The sequence below is a fragment of the Burkholderia sp. Ap-955 genome (assembly GCF_011753045.1).
Taxonomy (GTDB): Bacteria; Pseudomonadota; Gammaproteobacteria; order Burkholderiales; family Burkholderiaceae; genus Burkholderia; species Burkholderia lata_D.
Genome location: NZ_VWWH01000010.1, coordinates 70201 through 83713, shown reverse-complemented (window position 1 = coordinate 83713; position 13513 = coordinate 70201). Strand labels below are relative to the sequence as shown.

Genomic DNA, 13513 nt, shown 5'->3' with positions numbered 1-13513 from the left:
CCGGAAGTCTTGTCGTGTTCGAGCGCGGGCGCCCGCGCGGAAAATCGTTCGATGCTACCCGAACGACGGCGGCCGCGCGGCCCGGCGATCAGTAGTCCGTGCGGTGTTGCGTGTCAGCCGATGTCAGCAGTGGCGTGCGAGCCGCAGGCGGGCATCCTCGCGCGCGGCGGGCGACAGCTCGGGTGCGTAGTGGAACGTTCCCGAAACCAGCGACGCAACGGGCACGCCGTCGCGGAACAGCACGCGATTGCCGGCCAGCGCCGGCACCTTGTCACCGGGCAGCAGCGTGCCGGCAAGATTCAGCGGATCGGCGCCCGTCACGCACACGTACTGTCCGTCGCCTGGTTGCCGCCGCATTTCGCGCAGGATCGGAATCGCTTCGGGCAGCGCGAACTGTTCGCCCGCGAGCCCGGCGACGAAGCGTCCGCCGCGAATCTCGCCGCGCGCTTCGAGGCGCTGCAGTACCCGCACGAGTTCGCGCCAGCTCGGCAGCCAGTCGGCTTCGCGTTCGAGCAGCCGCCAGAACACGACGCCGTAACGGCGCAACAGCGTCCATGCGATGTGTTCGAGCGCGTCGGGGTCGGTCGTGGCGAGGCCGCGTTTTGGTGCGGGCGCGTCGTCGTCCGGCGGCGCATGACGTTGCACGAGCGCCCAGCGGCCCGCGTCGTCCATCCCACCGATCAGCGCACCGCCGCGCCGGGTGCGTGGCGCATAGGTCGCGCTGCGCTTGACGGCGGGCTTCAACAGCGCACGCAGGCCCGCGTAGCTGTCCGCATTCACGAGGCCGGCCGACACGAGTTCGCCGAGCGCCTGTTCGAGTTCGACGGGCAGCATATGCAGGTCGTCGAGCAGCGCATCGAAGAACATCGCGCCGTGCGCGGCGAGGGCGTCGCGTACCTGCGTGGCCCGCGCGGACAGCGCCGGTTGCGCATCGGGATCGCGCAGCGCCTGCCAGGCCGAGAGGTGGCGGCGCGGCAGCAGCACGATCGGCGTCGTCTTCACGGGTGTGCCGGCTGCGCGCGCCGGCGCGCCGATGCGCGTCCACACGAGCTTGCCCGAGCGGCACAGCTCGTCGAGCCCGCCCGCCATGTAGTCGGTGAGCCGCGCGGGCAGTAGCGCGTCTTCCCATGCGCTCGCCGCGGCCTCATAGCCTTCGAGCTGTTCGACCACGGCCGCGAGTGCATCGCGGCCCGTGCCGCGCGTGTCGGGCGTCAGGTGTTGCCAGTGGAACAGGAAGCGCATGAAATCGGCGCGCTCGACCGGCTCGATCTCGCGGCGCAAGCGCTTCACCGTATAGCGATGAATGCGCGCAAGCAGATGGCGTTCGCACCATTCGTCCACCGTCGTGCCCGGTGTGAACCGGCCGCGCATCACATAGCCTTCGCGCTCCAGCGCCGCGAGTGCCGTCGCGATCGACGCAGGCGGCAGCCCGAGCGGTGTCGCGATCGCGTCGAGCGCAAGCGGCCCGAAGCCGGTGAGCCGCGCGCGGATCACGTCGACGAGTGCGGCGTCGGCTTCCCACGGCTGCGCGCAGGCGGCCGGCACCTTGAGCGCCGGCGCGACGCGCGCGTCGGGATGCAGTGCACGCAGGCACACGAGTCGTTCGACCGGCACCCACAGCGCGGCGCCGTCCGGCGCGACGAGTTTCGTCGCACGGCGGCGTTCGGCGAGTTCCGCGAGCCGGTCGAGCCAGCCTTCGCGTTCGCGTGCTTCGCGATCGGCGATGCACGCGAGCGTGAGCAGCGCGTCGTGCATTTCGTCGGCGTCGCGCACGAGTGGCCAGGCTTCGTCGCGCACCGCATCGATCGCATCGGCGTCGAGCGCGCCGAGATCGTCGGCCGATTCGGGATCGCTCCAGCGGCGCGACTGCACGGCCTGCGTGCGGCGTTCCTCGAGCGGTGCATCGTCGAGGAACGCGTAGGGTTTCGCGTTCAGGATCTCGGCCGCGAGCGGCGACGGCGCGGGCAGGTCGCGCGCGACGAGCTCGATCGCGCCGCTTTCGATCCGGCGCAGCAGCGCAAGCCAGCCCTCGGTGTCCATCGCATCGTGCAGGCAGTCGTCGAGCGTCTGGTCGACGAGCGGGTGATGCGGAATCTCGCGCTCGCCGACGACGTTCTCGAGGCACGCGACCTGATCGGGGAACACGGTCGCGAGCAGATCGTCGCTCTTCATCCGCTGCAGTTGCGGCGCGGTGCGCTTGCCGCCGGTGAAGCGCGGCAATGCAAGCGCGGTCGTCGCGTTCCAGCGCCAGCGCACGCCGAACATCGGCGCGTCGAGCAGGGCCTGCACCAGCACGTGCTCGGCGCTGGCCGAACGCAAGTAGCGCCACACTTCGTCGAGCGCGAAGCTGTGCGCGAGCGACAGCGACAGGATGATCGCGTCGTCGGTCGCGGCTGCCTGCAGTTCGAAGTTGAAACTGCGGCAGAAGCGCTTGCGCAGCGCGAGCCCCCACGCGCGGTTGATGCGGCTGCCGAACGGCGAATGGATCACGAGCTGCGTGCCGCCCGATTCGTCGAAGAAGCGCTCCATCACGAGCGTGTCCTGCGTCGGCAGCGCGCCGAGCGCGGCGCGCGTGCGCGCGAGATAGTCGGCGATCTGGTGCGCGGCGTCGGGCGACAGGTGCAGATCGTCGATTAGCCAGCGCAATGCCGGCGCGAGGCGGCCGCTGGCCGGGCTGGCAGGGGCGATGCTGTTTCGCACACTGATCACGGCTTCGGCTTCGGCTTCGGCTTCGGCTTCGGCTTCGGCTTCGGCTTCGACGCGTGGCGTCGATTTTGCGCCGATCTTGGCCTTGGCTTGGGGCGCAGCCTTGACTGCAGTCGCGGTCTTCCCGCCGGTATCGACGTCAGCGCGTTCACCGGCATCGGCCTGTGCCTGCCGGTCGCCATCGGCGAACAGTCCGTCGAGCCGCGCGCGCAGCCGGCCGACGGCCGCCGACAACTCGTCGCTGCGCCCGAGCCCCTCGCCGAGCCAGAACGGAATGCTCGGCGACTGGCCCTGCGCGTCCTCGACACGCACGCGGCCCGTTTCCACGCGAATGATCCGGTACGACTGGTTGCCCAGCTGGAACACGTCGCCGGCCAGGCTCTCGATCGCGAAATCCTCGTTGACCGTGCCGACCTGGATACCCTGCGGTTCGAGGAGCACCGCGTAGTCGGCCATGTCGGGGATTGTGCCGCCCGACGTGGTGGCGGTCATCATCGCGTTGCGGCGCCCGCGCACGGTGCCGCCGACCACGTCGCGATGCAGGTACGCGCCGCGCACGCCGCGCCGGCTCGTGAAGCCTTCGGCGAGCATCTTCATCACTTCGTCGAAGCGCTCGCGCGTCAGCCGCGCGTACGGCGCCGCGCGCGTGAAGCTCGCATACAGCGCGTCTTCCTGCCATTCCGTGCACGCCACTTCGGCGACGATCTGCTGCGCGAGCACGTCGAGCGGCGCTTCGGGAATGCGCAGCGTGTCGAGCTCGCCGCGCTGCACGCAATCGAGCAGCGCCGCGCATTCGACGAGTTCGTCACGCGACAGCGGGAACAGCCGGCCCTTCGGCACGCCGCCGACATGGTGCCCCGAGCGGCCGACACGCTGCAGGAACGGGGCGATCCCGCGCGGCGAGCCGACCTGGCAGACGAGATCGACGTCGCCGATATCGATACCGAGTTCGAGCGACGCGGTGGCGACGAGCAGCTTCAGCTCGCCGCGCTTCAGGCGCTGCTCGGCGTCGAAGCGGTGCTCCTTCGCGAGACTGCCGTGATGCGCGGCGATCGCTTCCTTGCCGAGCCGGTCGGCGAGATGGCGCGCCATGCGCTCGGCGGTGCGCCGTGTGTTGACGAACACCAGCGTCGTGCGATGCGCGGCCGCGAGGCCGGCGATGCGGTCGTACACCTGTTCCCACACGTCGGTTGCCATCACGGGTTCGAGCGGCACGTTCGGCAGTTCGAGTGCGAGGTCGCGCTCGCGTGTGTGACCGGTGTCGACGATCGTGCAGTCGCGCGGCGCGTCAGCCGGGCCGCCGACCAGGAAGCGCGCGACCGCGTCGATCGGCTTTTGCGTCGCCGACAGCCCGATGCGCGGCAGCGCATGGCCGGCCAGCGCGTCGAGACGTTCGAGCGACAACGCGAGATGGCTGCCGCGCTTCGATGATGCGAGCGCATGGATTTCGTCGACGATGACCGAGCGCACGTTCGACAGCATCTGCCGCCCCGACGTGGACGACAGCAGCACGTACAGCGATTCGGGCGTCGTCACGAGGATGTGCGGCGCGCGCTTGCGCAGCGCGGCGCGCTCGGCCTGCGTCGTGTCGCCGGTGCGCACGGCGGTGCGGATCGCCGGCACTGGCAGGCCGAGTTGCGCGAGCGATTCGGCGATGCCGGCAAGCGGCGCATCGAGGTTCACGTGGATGTCGTTCGACAGCGCCTTCAGCGGCGATACGTACACGACGAGCGTCGCGTCGGGCAGCGTGCCTTCGTGCGCCAGCGCATCGCGCACCAGATCGTCGAGCGCGCACAGGAAGGCGGTGAGCGTCTTGCCGGAGCCGGTCGGTGCCGCCACGAGCGTCGAGCGGCCGGCCTTGATGTGCGGCCACGCGAGGGCCTGCGCGCCGGTGGGCGCGGCGAACGTGCGCCGGAACCACGCGGCGACGGCCGGGTGGAACACGTCGAGCGCACTGGCGGCAGGGCGGGTAGCGGTGACGTCCATCGGAGCGTTGAAATGGGGTGCAAGCGCGCGGAGGGCGCGCTTGCGAATCGAATCGTCAGTGTGCCAGACGTCGCGCGTGCGTGCCGGGCACGGGTGGCGACGATTCGAATTCAGATGGGGGCCGTCACCGCACTTTCAACGAACGGAAAGTTGCATGCGCGTCGGCACGCCGATCGCGTGCCGAATTGCGTCGAATTGCAACTAAACGCGATTCAGCCAGCCGAGCCAGTGCTCGAGCAGCGGCGCACGCGACCACAGCGACTGCGCGAGCCACAGCGTGCCGCCCCAGGCGGCGGCCACGACGATCAGGTCGCAATGCCCGCTGTTCCACAGGTTGAGCGAGTGCCGCCGCCAGATCCACGGCACGCCGAGCGGGTTCGGCCAGTCGGCGAGCAGGTGCATCACGCCACCGCATGCGAAGCCGAACAGCGGCGCGGCCCACAGCGGATGCGGATGATGGATGAGCCCGTGCCACCCGAGCGCCAGCAGCGCGATCCAGCCGATGCCCCAGTGCGTGACGGTGCGATGCGTGATCCACAGGCGGCGCTTGCGGCTCCACCATGCGACTTCGAGCCAGTCGGGCGCGGTGCCGCCCGCGACGCCGGCCGCGAATGCGGCGAACAGACCCGAATGCCACGGGCCGGTTGCCCCGGTTTGTGCGACGAGGACGGCGGCGGCGACACCGGCCGCGAAGCCGGACGCATGATGCGCATTGTGTGATGCCATAGGAAGCGAGACGAAGAAACGTGAAGCGATGCGTGCACGAAAAATGATGCACCGCGAAAGCGGGGCGCTATCTTCGCAGATCGGCCCATGCAGCGGGAGGGACGTTTGCGGATTTTTTTGCACGTGCCGCGTGGCTTTCCGCGCGGTTCGCAACTTTCGGTTTTTTGTGCGTTGCGTGATGACGTGTCCGCGTGCAATTTCGACCGATCCGTATCCCTGTTCGGAAGCCTCGACATGACCTTGCGCATATGACGAATACGCTTTCGTTGCACGTCACGTGTTCGACCCTTTTTGTCCCCCTATACTACGAAACCGGATGTGGCCGTCGGCGCGCCAGCGGCCATGAGCGGAACAGGTGCTTTTCCTGCCTGAAGGAGATCCACATGGGGGACATGCAATGACTACGCTGAATCGCTTCAAATCATCCGCTGTCGTGCTCGCGACGGTGGCCGGCATCGGTTTCCTGCCGAACGCGCCCGTCTATGCGAAGGGGCCGCAGCCGGCCGTCCTGACGAGTTCGGCCGTTGCGGTGGCCGACAAGTACAGCGCGGATGCCGCGGAGCGGATCTTCAAGGAAGGCGGCAACGCGATCGACGCGGCCGTCGCGATCGCATTCACGCTCGCCGTCACGTATCCGGAAGCCGGCAACATCGGCGGCGGCGGCTTCATGACGATCTACAAGGACGGCAAGCCGTACTTCATCGACTATCGCGAGCGCGCGCCGCTCGCCGCGACGAAGGACATGTATCTCGACAAGGACGGCAACGTCGTCAAGGGCATGAGCCTGTACGGCCCGCGCGCGGTCGGCGTGCCGGGCACGGTCGCGGGCATGTGGGAAGCGCAGAAGCGCTTCGGCAAGCTGAAGTGGAAGCAGGTGCTCGCGCCGGCGATCCACTATGCGCGCGACGGCTTCGTCGTCGACGAGCAGCTCGCGCAGCGCGGCGTCGACGCATCGAAGGAGTTCGGCGGCAAGACCAACTTCGACAAGTATTTCTCCGGGCTGAAGGCCGGTGTGAACTTCAAGCAGCCGGATCTTGCCGACGTGCTCACGCGCGTCGCGAACGACGGCGCGGAAGGTTTCTACAAGGGCAAGACGGCCGAGCTGATCGCCGCGTCGATGAAGACCGGCGACGGCAACGGGCTGATCACCACCGAGGATCTCGCGCAGTACCGGGCGGTGTGGCGCCAGCCGGTGCAGGCGAAGTGGAACGGTTATGACGTGATCACCGCGCCGCCTCCGAGTTCGGGCGGCATCGGCCTCGTGCAGCTGCTGAAGATGAAGGCCGACCTCAAGCAGGACTTCGAGGGCGTGAAGCTCAACTCGCCGCAGTACATCCACCTCGTCGCGGAAATCGAGAAGCGCGTGTTCGCCGATCGTGCGCAGTATCTCGGCGATCCGGATTTCTACAAGGTGCCGATCGCGCAGCTGACCGACGACGCGTACATCGCGAAACGGGCAGGTGAAGTCAACCCGAAGGAGCCGTCGGATACGAAGAGCGTGCAGCCGGGCCTCGGCACGACGATGCCGGAGAAGGCTGAAACGACGCACTTCTCGGTGGTCGACAAGTGGGGCAACGCGGTGTCGAACACGTACACGGTCAACGGCTATTTCGGCTCGGGCGTGATCGCCGACGGCACCGGCATCGTGCTGAACGACGAGATGGACGACTTCTCCGCGAAGCCGGGCGTCGCGAACATGTTCGGCGTGGTCGGCAGCGACGCGAACGCGATCGAACCGAAGAAGCGCCCGCTGTCGTCGATGTCGCCGACGATCATGACCAAGGACGGCAAGGTGTCGCTCGTGATCGGCACGCCGGGCGGCTCGCGCATCTTCACGTCGATCTTCCAGGTGATCAACAACATCTACGACTTCAAGATGCCGTTGAAGGAGGCCGTCGGCGCGATGCGCTTCCATCACCAGTTGCTGCCGCCGAACACGATCTTCTGGGAGCCGTACCACCCGATCGAAGGCGAACTCGCGAAGCAGATCGAGGCGCGTGGCTATACGCTGAAGGGGCAGGATTTCAGCGGTGACATCCAGGTGATCAAGATCGACGGCAAGACGCCGGAGGCGATGGCTGACCCGCGCGGGCGAGGCGTGACGCGGATCATTCACTGACGTGAAGTGGGGCGTGCGCGGTTGCGAAGGCGAATGCGCACGCCGCGTTCCGCAGCCGGGCGTCGTGTCGCCGGCTGCGGAACGCACTCAACCGGTGGTCCGGATGAATTCGGCGATGCGTGCCGCGATGGCGTCGGGCGCATCCTCGAAGCAGTAGTGTCCGACGCCCGCCAGCCGTTCGACGGGCGCGGACGGAAACAGTGCCGTGAAGAGCGGCAGGAAGTGTTCGGCGCCGAGCGTTCGGTCGGCGTCTCCCCAGATCGCGAGCGCGGGCTTTTCGCGTATCGCGCGCAGTGCCGCCGCATCGGGCGCCTCGAACCGGTGCGCGCCGGCGGCAAATCCGCGGGCCCATCCGATTGCGCCGGCGCAGTCGGCCGGCTGCGCGAACGGCGCACCATATGCGGCGATCCACGTGTCGTTGATAACCGCGTGATTTTCGAACCCGTTCAGCTTCAGCGTGCTCAGGATATTGAAGCCGAGCTGACCGAGCACCGTCTCCAGCGTATCGTCCGCCGCCGCGCGCGCGATCCACTGGAACCACGGCGCATCGCGACCGTTCGCGTTCAGTCGCTCGACCAGATCGGGCTGGCCGAACGGCGTCGGCCCGTTCGCGGCCACGATCCGCCGGATGCGATCCGGATGCCGCGCGGCCAGCCCCATGCCGACCGGGCCGCCGAAGTCGTGCATCACGAGCGTGATGCGATCGAGACCGCGCGCGAGCACGAAGCGCTCCAGGTTGTCGACGTGGTCCTGTAGCCAGTAGCTGCGGTTCTGCGGCGTCGCGCTTTTGCCGAAGCCCATGTGATCGGGGGCGACGACGCGGTGCGTCGGACGCAGCGCGGCAATCAGATGCCGGAACAGATAACCCCAAGTGGGCTCGCCATGCAGGCACAGGATGGTTTCGCCGTCGTGTGGACCTTCGTCCACGTAGTGCATCCGGAAGCCGGATGCGTCGTCGAAATGCGGGGCGAATGGAAAGGTGCCGTCGAACGTGGCATCGGACCGGATCATCGAACGCTCCTTTCGGATAGTCGGACAGTTTGGTTTCAAGTTGAAACCGAGTCGAAGCGTAGGATATTCGGTTTCAATTTGCAACCTAAAAGATGGCCGGGATAACCGCCGAATGACCGAGGCGTGGGTGCGTGATGCCCATCGGAAGGGAGGAGTGCCGGAATTTATCGGCTGGAAATAGGCGTTGAAGTGCCAATATGGCCTGGATCGACCATTCCGTTCGTCGATCGCGAACAGTCGGGCGTCGCGCGATTGATCTTTCGCTCGATGAGTTTTATATTGCAACCATTCATTTCACCGGAAACGACCGCCGTTCTACCCGCACTCCGGGAACGGCATCGCCCCAAGCATCGATGAACAGACGAACCACGCACGAGGATTCCCCCTGTGGCGTTGCCCGCCCGCTGGACGCGATCGGCGACTGGTGGTCGCTGCTGATCGTCCGCGATGCGTTCGACGGGCTGCGCCGCTTCGGTGAATTCCAGAAGAATCTCGGGCTGGCCAAGAACATCCTGGCCGCGCGTCTGCGCAACCTGGTCGCGCACGGGATCATGGACATCGTGCCGGCCGCGGACGGCGGCGCGCATCACGAATATGTGCTGACCGAGAAAGGGCGCGGCCTGTTTCCGCTGCTCGTCGCGCTGCGGCAGTGGGGCGAGGATTTCTTCTTCGAACCGGACGAGGCGCACGTGCTGCTCGTCGACCGGAAGAGCGGGTTGCCGGTCAGGAAGCTCGAACTACGTTCGCAGGACGGGCGCGTGCTCGGGCCGGAGGACACGGTCGTGTTGCCGCCGCCGGATTGACGCGTGGCCGATCGCAGCTGAGTTACCGCTTCAGCAGCGCATGCGCCTGCACGACCTGCTCGGCGAGCTGGTTGATCGAGATGCGCCGCTCCATCGCCTGCGAACGGATCTGCTGGTAGGCCTCTTCCTCGCTGATCGCGTTGTGCTGCATCAGCAGCGTCTTCGCTTCCTGCAGCGTGCGCGCGGACATCACGCGCTGTTCGAGCTGCGCGATGCGACGCCGGTATTCGTCATGCCGGCGGCTCTGGTGACACGCGAGCGCCATCGCGCTCAACCGGCCGAACGAGCGCACCGGCGTCGTCCCCCCGCTTTGCGCATCGATGCGTAGCATCAGTTCGAGGATCGTCGGGCTTTCGTAGGTCGTGACCGCGATGAGCGGCGGCCGTGCGTCGTCTTCCAGCCACGGGATCGACAGGTGCAGCAGGTCGGGCCTGACCGTGAGAATCACGAGGTCGACGCAAGCTCGCGTCGCTCGGCGGGCTGCTCGCGGCGGGCGCGGACATCGGCAGCCTGCAGTCGCTGCTGCTCGACCCGTCACTGTTCCAGCGCATCTGGGATGCCGGCGGCGACCTGCTGCTGGCGGGCAAGACCAATGTCTCCGCAAAGGTGAAGAGCGTGTGGGAGCCGGTGTTCACCGTCGGCGCGAGCTACCAGATCACGCGCCAGTTCTGGATCACCGGCATGGTGACCTATATCCCGTTACGGACGAAGATTACGCTGGACATCGACCAGCCGAACCGGCAGCTCGCGTCGAACACGTTCGATATTTCCGCGAACCCCGTGCTGGCCAGCGTGCTGCTCGCGTTCCGCTTCTGACCGGCGCGCCGGCCCTTTTTTCATGAATTTGACCCGCGACACTGGGATAATGTTGGAGTTTGGCTGCGTCAATGATGGAAGGAGGCCCCATGGGCGACAACGATACCCGCACCGAGACCGACGACCGCACCGATATGGAATCGATGGAAGCGCGCCAGCGCCGCTTCGAGGAGGATCTGGTCGACGCCTACGACGAAGAGCTCGAGATGGAGCTCGACGATCGCCGCTTCGACGACAGCGACGACCTGCTGTTTTCGCAGGAGCGCCGCGAGGCGCGCAAGCAATATTTCCGCGAACTGTTCCGCCTGCAGGGCGAACTCGTGAAGCTGCAGGACTGGGTCGTGAGCACCGGGCACCGGCTCGTCGTCATTTTCGAGGGGCGCGACGCGGCCGGCAAGGGCGGGGCGATCAAGCGCATCACGCAGCGGCTGAACCCGCGCGTATGCCGCGTGGCGGCGCTCCCGGCGCCGAACAACCGCGAACGCACGCAATGGTATTTCCAGCGCTATGTCGCGCATCTGCCGGCCGGCGGCGAGATCGTGCTGTTCGACCGCAGCTGGTACAACCGCGCGGGCGTCGAGCGCGTGATGAACTTCTGTACCGACGACGAATACGAGGAGTTTTTCCGTTCGGTGCCCGAGTTCGAGAAGATGCTGGTGCGCAGCGGGATCCAGATCGTCAAGTACTGGTTCTCGATCACCGATCACGAGCAGGAAGTGCGCTTCCAGAGCCGGATCCAGGATCCGCTCAAGCAGTGGAAGCTGAGCCCGATGGATCTCGAGAGCCGCCGCCGCTGGGAAGCCTACACCGCCGCGAAGGAAGAGATGCTGCAGCGCACCCACATTCCGGAAGCGCCGTGGTGGGTCGTGCAGGCCGTCGACAAGAAGCGCGCACGGCTGAACTGCATTCACCACCTGCTGCAGCAAGTGCCGTATCACGAGGTGCCGCACGCGCCGATCGACCTGCCGCCGCGCGAGCATCACGAGGATTACATCCGTCGACCTGTGCCGGACAACATGATCGTGCCGGACACTTACTGAGCGGCCGGCGCGGATTCGATGCGATGAAGGGACGCGCCGCGCAACGCGGCGCGCATTACTCCCGGATCAAAAACGCGGTGCGGTCGCGCCCGACGATCCAAGCGGGTGCACGGCCGCGGCCGCTCCATGTCGCGCCGGTTGCCGGGTCGCGATACTTCACGCCGACGGTGAACAGCTTCGCGCGATCGCTGTAACCCTGCCCGAAGATTTCCCGCGCGGTCAGCGCGTAGCTCGTGACGAGTTCGCGTACCTGCGCCAGCACCGCATTGCGTTCGCGGCGCCGAGCCGCCTTGATGCGCCGATCGAGTTCCGCAAGCTGGGCTTGCAGTGTGTGCACTTGATGCATGCGTCCGTTATCCCGTAGCTGAATTTTGATTATTGGCGACGCGTGACGAACCGCACGTCGGCACGCCCGGCCTTGGCGTGCCGACTCGGCCGGTGGCGGTTGCGTGCTGCCTGTGCCGGCCTGCCGATAAAACGTATGCGGCGCGAGTCGCCGGGAACCCGGTGAGATTAAGTGGCGGCGTGCGGTTTTTCTATCGGACGTATCTGATTTTTTGGCGGAATTTGCAGGCAGCGGGGGGCGGGGCGAGGACGATAGCGGCCGCTCGTTACAGATCGGGAAAGCCCGATCGCCCTTGCGTCAGGTCGAACAGCTCGGTCCGCGCGTTCGCGGCGGCGGTCTCGGGCAGCTTGATCACGAGCTTGACCGTCATCCCGTACGCGCTGTCCACCAGTTCATAACCCGCCTGGTCGATCCAGCGGCGCACGCGCGCCTCCTCGGGATAGCCGATCTCGATCGCGAGCCGCGTGTAGCGGATGCGCTCGACGCGCTCGGCATCGAGCAGCGCCGACGCGATCGCATCGGTGTACGCGCGCACCAACCCGCCCGCACCGAGCTTCACGCCGCCGTAGTAACGCACGACCGCGCCGAGCACACCGTCGAGATCGTGATGGCGCAGCACTTCGAGAATCGGGCGGCCTGCCGTGCCCGATGGCTCGCCGTCGTCCGACATCCCCGACTGGCCGCCCGCCAGCAGTGCCCAGCACACGTGCGTGGCTGCTGGATGTTCGTCGCGCAGGCGTTGCACCGCCTGCATGGCCGCGTCGCGGTCGTCGACGGGAATCGCGTACGCGATGAAGCGGCTCTTGCGGATCTCGAGTTCGGTCGTACGAGGGGCGGATAGGGTGTAAGTCACGTCGATCGTCAGGGGCAAGCGCGATCGATGCGATCGCGCGCCCATATTCCGGGTGTTGTCTGTATCGGCCGCTGCGGATGCGCGGCGGGCCCCGAAGCATACCGCGTGCGAGGCAGGCGGGCGGCGAAACGTGCTGCGAACGGACGGCCGTCCGGCCTCCGGCGGGCCTGATTCATCCATGCGGCGCGCAACCTCACCGTGCGCCGACCGACGACCGCAGCGCCGCACCGAGCGTGCGCAGCGCCTGCCGGGCCCGCGCATCGGTCAGGTTCGAGTAGAGCACTACGTCGCGCGCCGGCAAGGGCGGCAGCCCGTATCGCGCGCCCACGTCGACCGTCCCGGCAGGCGCCACGCGATGTCCGAGCGCGGCGACGGCCAGCCCCGCGGACACCGCCGCACCGATCGTCGCCACGCCGCCGCCGACGAATACTTCCGTCCAGGCGACACCGGCTTCGTCCAGCGCGCCGATCGCCATGCGGCGCACGCTGCACGGCTCGGCCTGCGTCGCGAGCCGCAGCGGTTGCGGCGGATGGTAGTCGAAATCGGTCGCGGCCATCCAGCCGAACGACTCCGACAGAAGGGTTTCCCCGTCGAGCCGCCGGCTGTCGTGCTGCAGTGCGACGGCGGCGTCGAGCTGGCCGCGGTCGAACGCATCGAGCACGTCGCGCGACGCCGCGACCCGGATCTCCAGCACGAGCCCCGGTTCCGCTTCGCTCATGCGCCGAAGCAGCATCGGCAGATCGGCGCCGACGACATGATGGCTCACGCCGATCACCAGCCGCCGCTGGCCGGCGCCGAACGCGCCGACCGCACCCTGGTGGGCAGCCACGAGTTCGCGCGCGGGTTCCAGGAACGCGGTGCCGTCGGCCGACAGGCGAACCTGCCGAGGCGTGCGTTCCAGCAAACGGCGGCCGAGGCCGTCTTCCAGCCGCTTGATCTTCAGGCTCACCGCGGACTGCGTCGTGTCCATCGCCTCGGCGGCCCGCGTGAAGCTCTTGAGGTCGGCGGTCAGCACGAACGCCTGCACGGCTTCGATGTCGAGCGTTTTCATCGCGCATTCATCCATTACAGAAATGAATCATTGAAATATTCTGCCATCGTCTTTTC

The 13513-nt window shown here is 67.3% G+C and carries 11 protein-coding genes; 4 read left to right on the top strand and 7 right to left on the bottom strand.

Annotation, left to right across the window (positions count from 1 at the left end; genetic code table 11):
* Positions 1-123 precede the first annotated feature (123 nt).
* Both F3J15_RS08630 and F3J15_RS08625 read right to left on the bottom strand, forming a co-directional pair.
* Positions 124-4692 (bottom strand): DEAD/DEAH box helicase, encoded by a 4569-nt coding sequence (locus F3J15_RS08630; RefSeq protein ID WP_166889758.1) that lies wholly within the window; start codon positions 4690-4692, stop codon positions 124-126.
* A gap of 201 nt (positions 4693-4893) precedes the next feature.
* On the bottom strand, positions 4894-5418 hold the full coding sequence (locus F3J15_RS08625; protein WP_069251373.1) for a metal-dependent hydrolase: 525 nt from the start codon (positions 5416-5418) through the stop codon (positions 4894-4896).
* A 397-nt stretch (positions 5419-5815) separates the two neighbouring features.
* On the opposite strand from F3J15_RS08625, the gene ggt reads away from it, so the two are divergent.
* The gene (gene ggt / locus F3J15_RS08620; protein WP_069251374.1) at positions 5816-7537 is read left to right on the top strand and encodes a gamma-glutamyltransferase; all 1722 of its coding nucleotides are present in this window, start codon (positions 5816-5818) and stop codon (positions 7535-7537) included.
* A gap of 87 nt (positions 7538-7624) precedes the next feature.
* Here the strand turns inward: ggt and F3J15_RS08615 are convergent, their stop codons facing one another.
* Positions 7625-8548 (bottom strand): alpha/beta fold hydrolase, encoded by a 924-nt coding sequence (locus F3J15_RS08615; RefSeq protein ID WP_166889845.1) that lies wholly within the window; start codon positions 8546-8548, stop codon positions 7625-7627.
* A 353-nt stretch (positions 8549-8901) separates the two neighbouring features.
* Between F3J15_RS08615 and F3J15_RS08610 the strand changes: the two genes are divergently transcribed.
* Entirely contained in the window at positions 8902-9351 is a 450-nt protein-coding gene (locus F3J15_RS08610; RefSeq protein WP_069251376.1) for a helix-turn-helix domain-containing protein, read from the top strand.
* Positions 9352-9373: 22 nt separating this feature from the next.
* Here F3J15_RS08610 and F3J15_RS38205 read toward each other — a convergent pair whose 3' ends face one another.
* On the bottom strand, positions 9374-9799 hold the full coding sequence (locus tag F3J15_RS38205; RefSeq protein ID WP_345891505.1) for an ANTAR domain-containing protein: 426 nt from the start codon (positions 9797-9799) through the stop codon (positions 9374-9376).
* A 167-nt stretch (positions 9800-9966) separates the two neighbouring features.
* On the opposite strand from F3J15_RS38205, the gene F3J15_RS37725 reads away from it, so the two are divergent.
* Both F3J15_RS37725 and ppk2 read left to right on the top strand, forming a co-directional pair.
* Complete coding sequence (locus tag F3J15_RS37725) at positions 9967-10167, top strand: hypothetical protein (protein WP_240160127.1); 201 nt, start codon at positions 9967-9969, stop codon at positions 10165-10167.
* 89 nt (positions 10168-10256) lie between these two features.
* A complete protein-coding gene (gene ppk2 / locus F3J15_RS08595; protein ID WP_166889755.1) occupies positions 10257-11207 on the top strand; it encodes a polyphosphate kinase 2 in 951 nt (316 codons plus the stop codon).
* Between the two features lie 55 nt (positions 11208-11262).
* Here the strand turns inward: ppk2 and F3J15_RS08590 are convergent, their stop codons facing one another.
* The 3 genes from F3J15_RS08590 to F3J15_RS08580 form a co-directional block, all read right to left on the bottom strand.
* Complete coding sequence (locus tag F3J15_RS08590; RefSeq protein WP_166889752.1) at positions 11263-11553, bottom strand: H-NS histone family protein; 291 nt, start codon at positions 11551-11553, stop codon at positions 11263-11265.
* Between the two features lie 265 nt (positions 11554-11818).
* A complete protein-coding gene (locus tag F3J15_RS08585; protein ID WP_166889749.1) occupies positions 11819-12406 on the bottom strand; it encodes a YigZ family protein in 588 nt (195 codons plus the stop codon).
* A gap of 193 nt (positions 12407-12599) precedes the next feature.
* Complete coding sequence (locus tag F3J15_RS08580) at positions 12600-13457, bottom strand: LysR family transcriptional regulator (RefSeq protein WP_166889746.1); 858 nt, start codon at positions 13455-13457, stop codon at positions 12600-12602.
* Positions 13458-13513 lie beyond the last annotated feature (56 nt).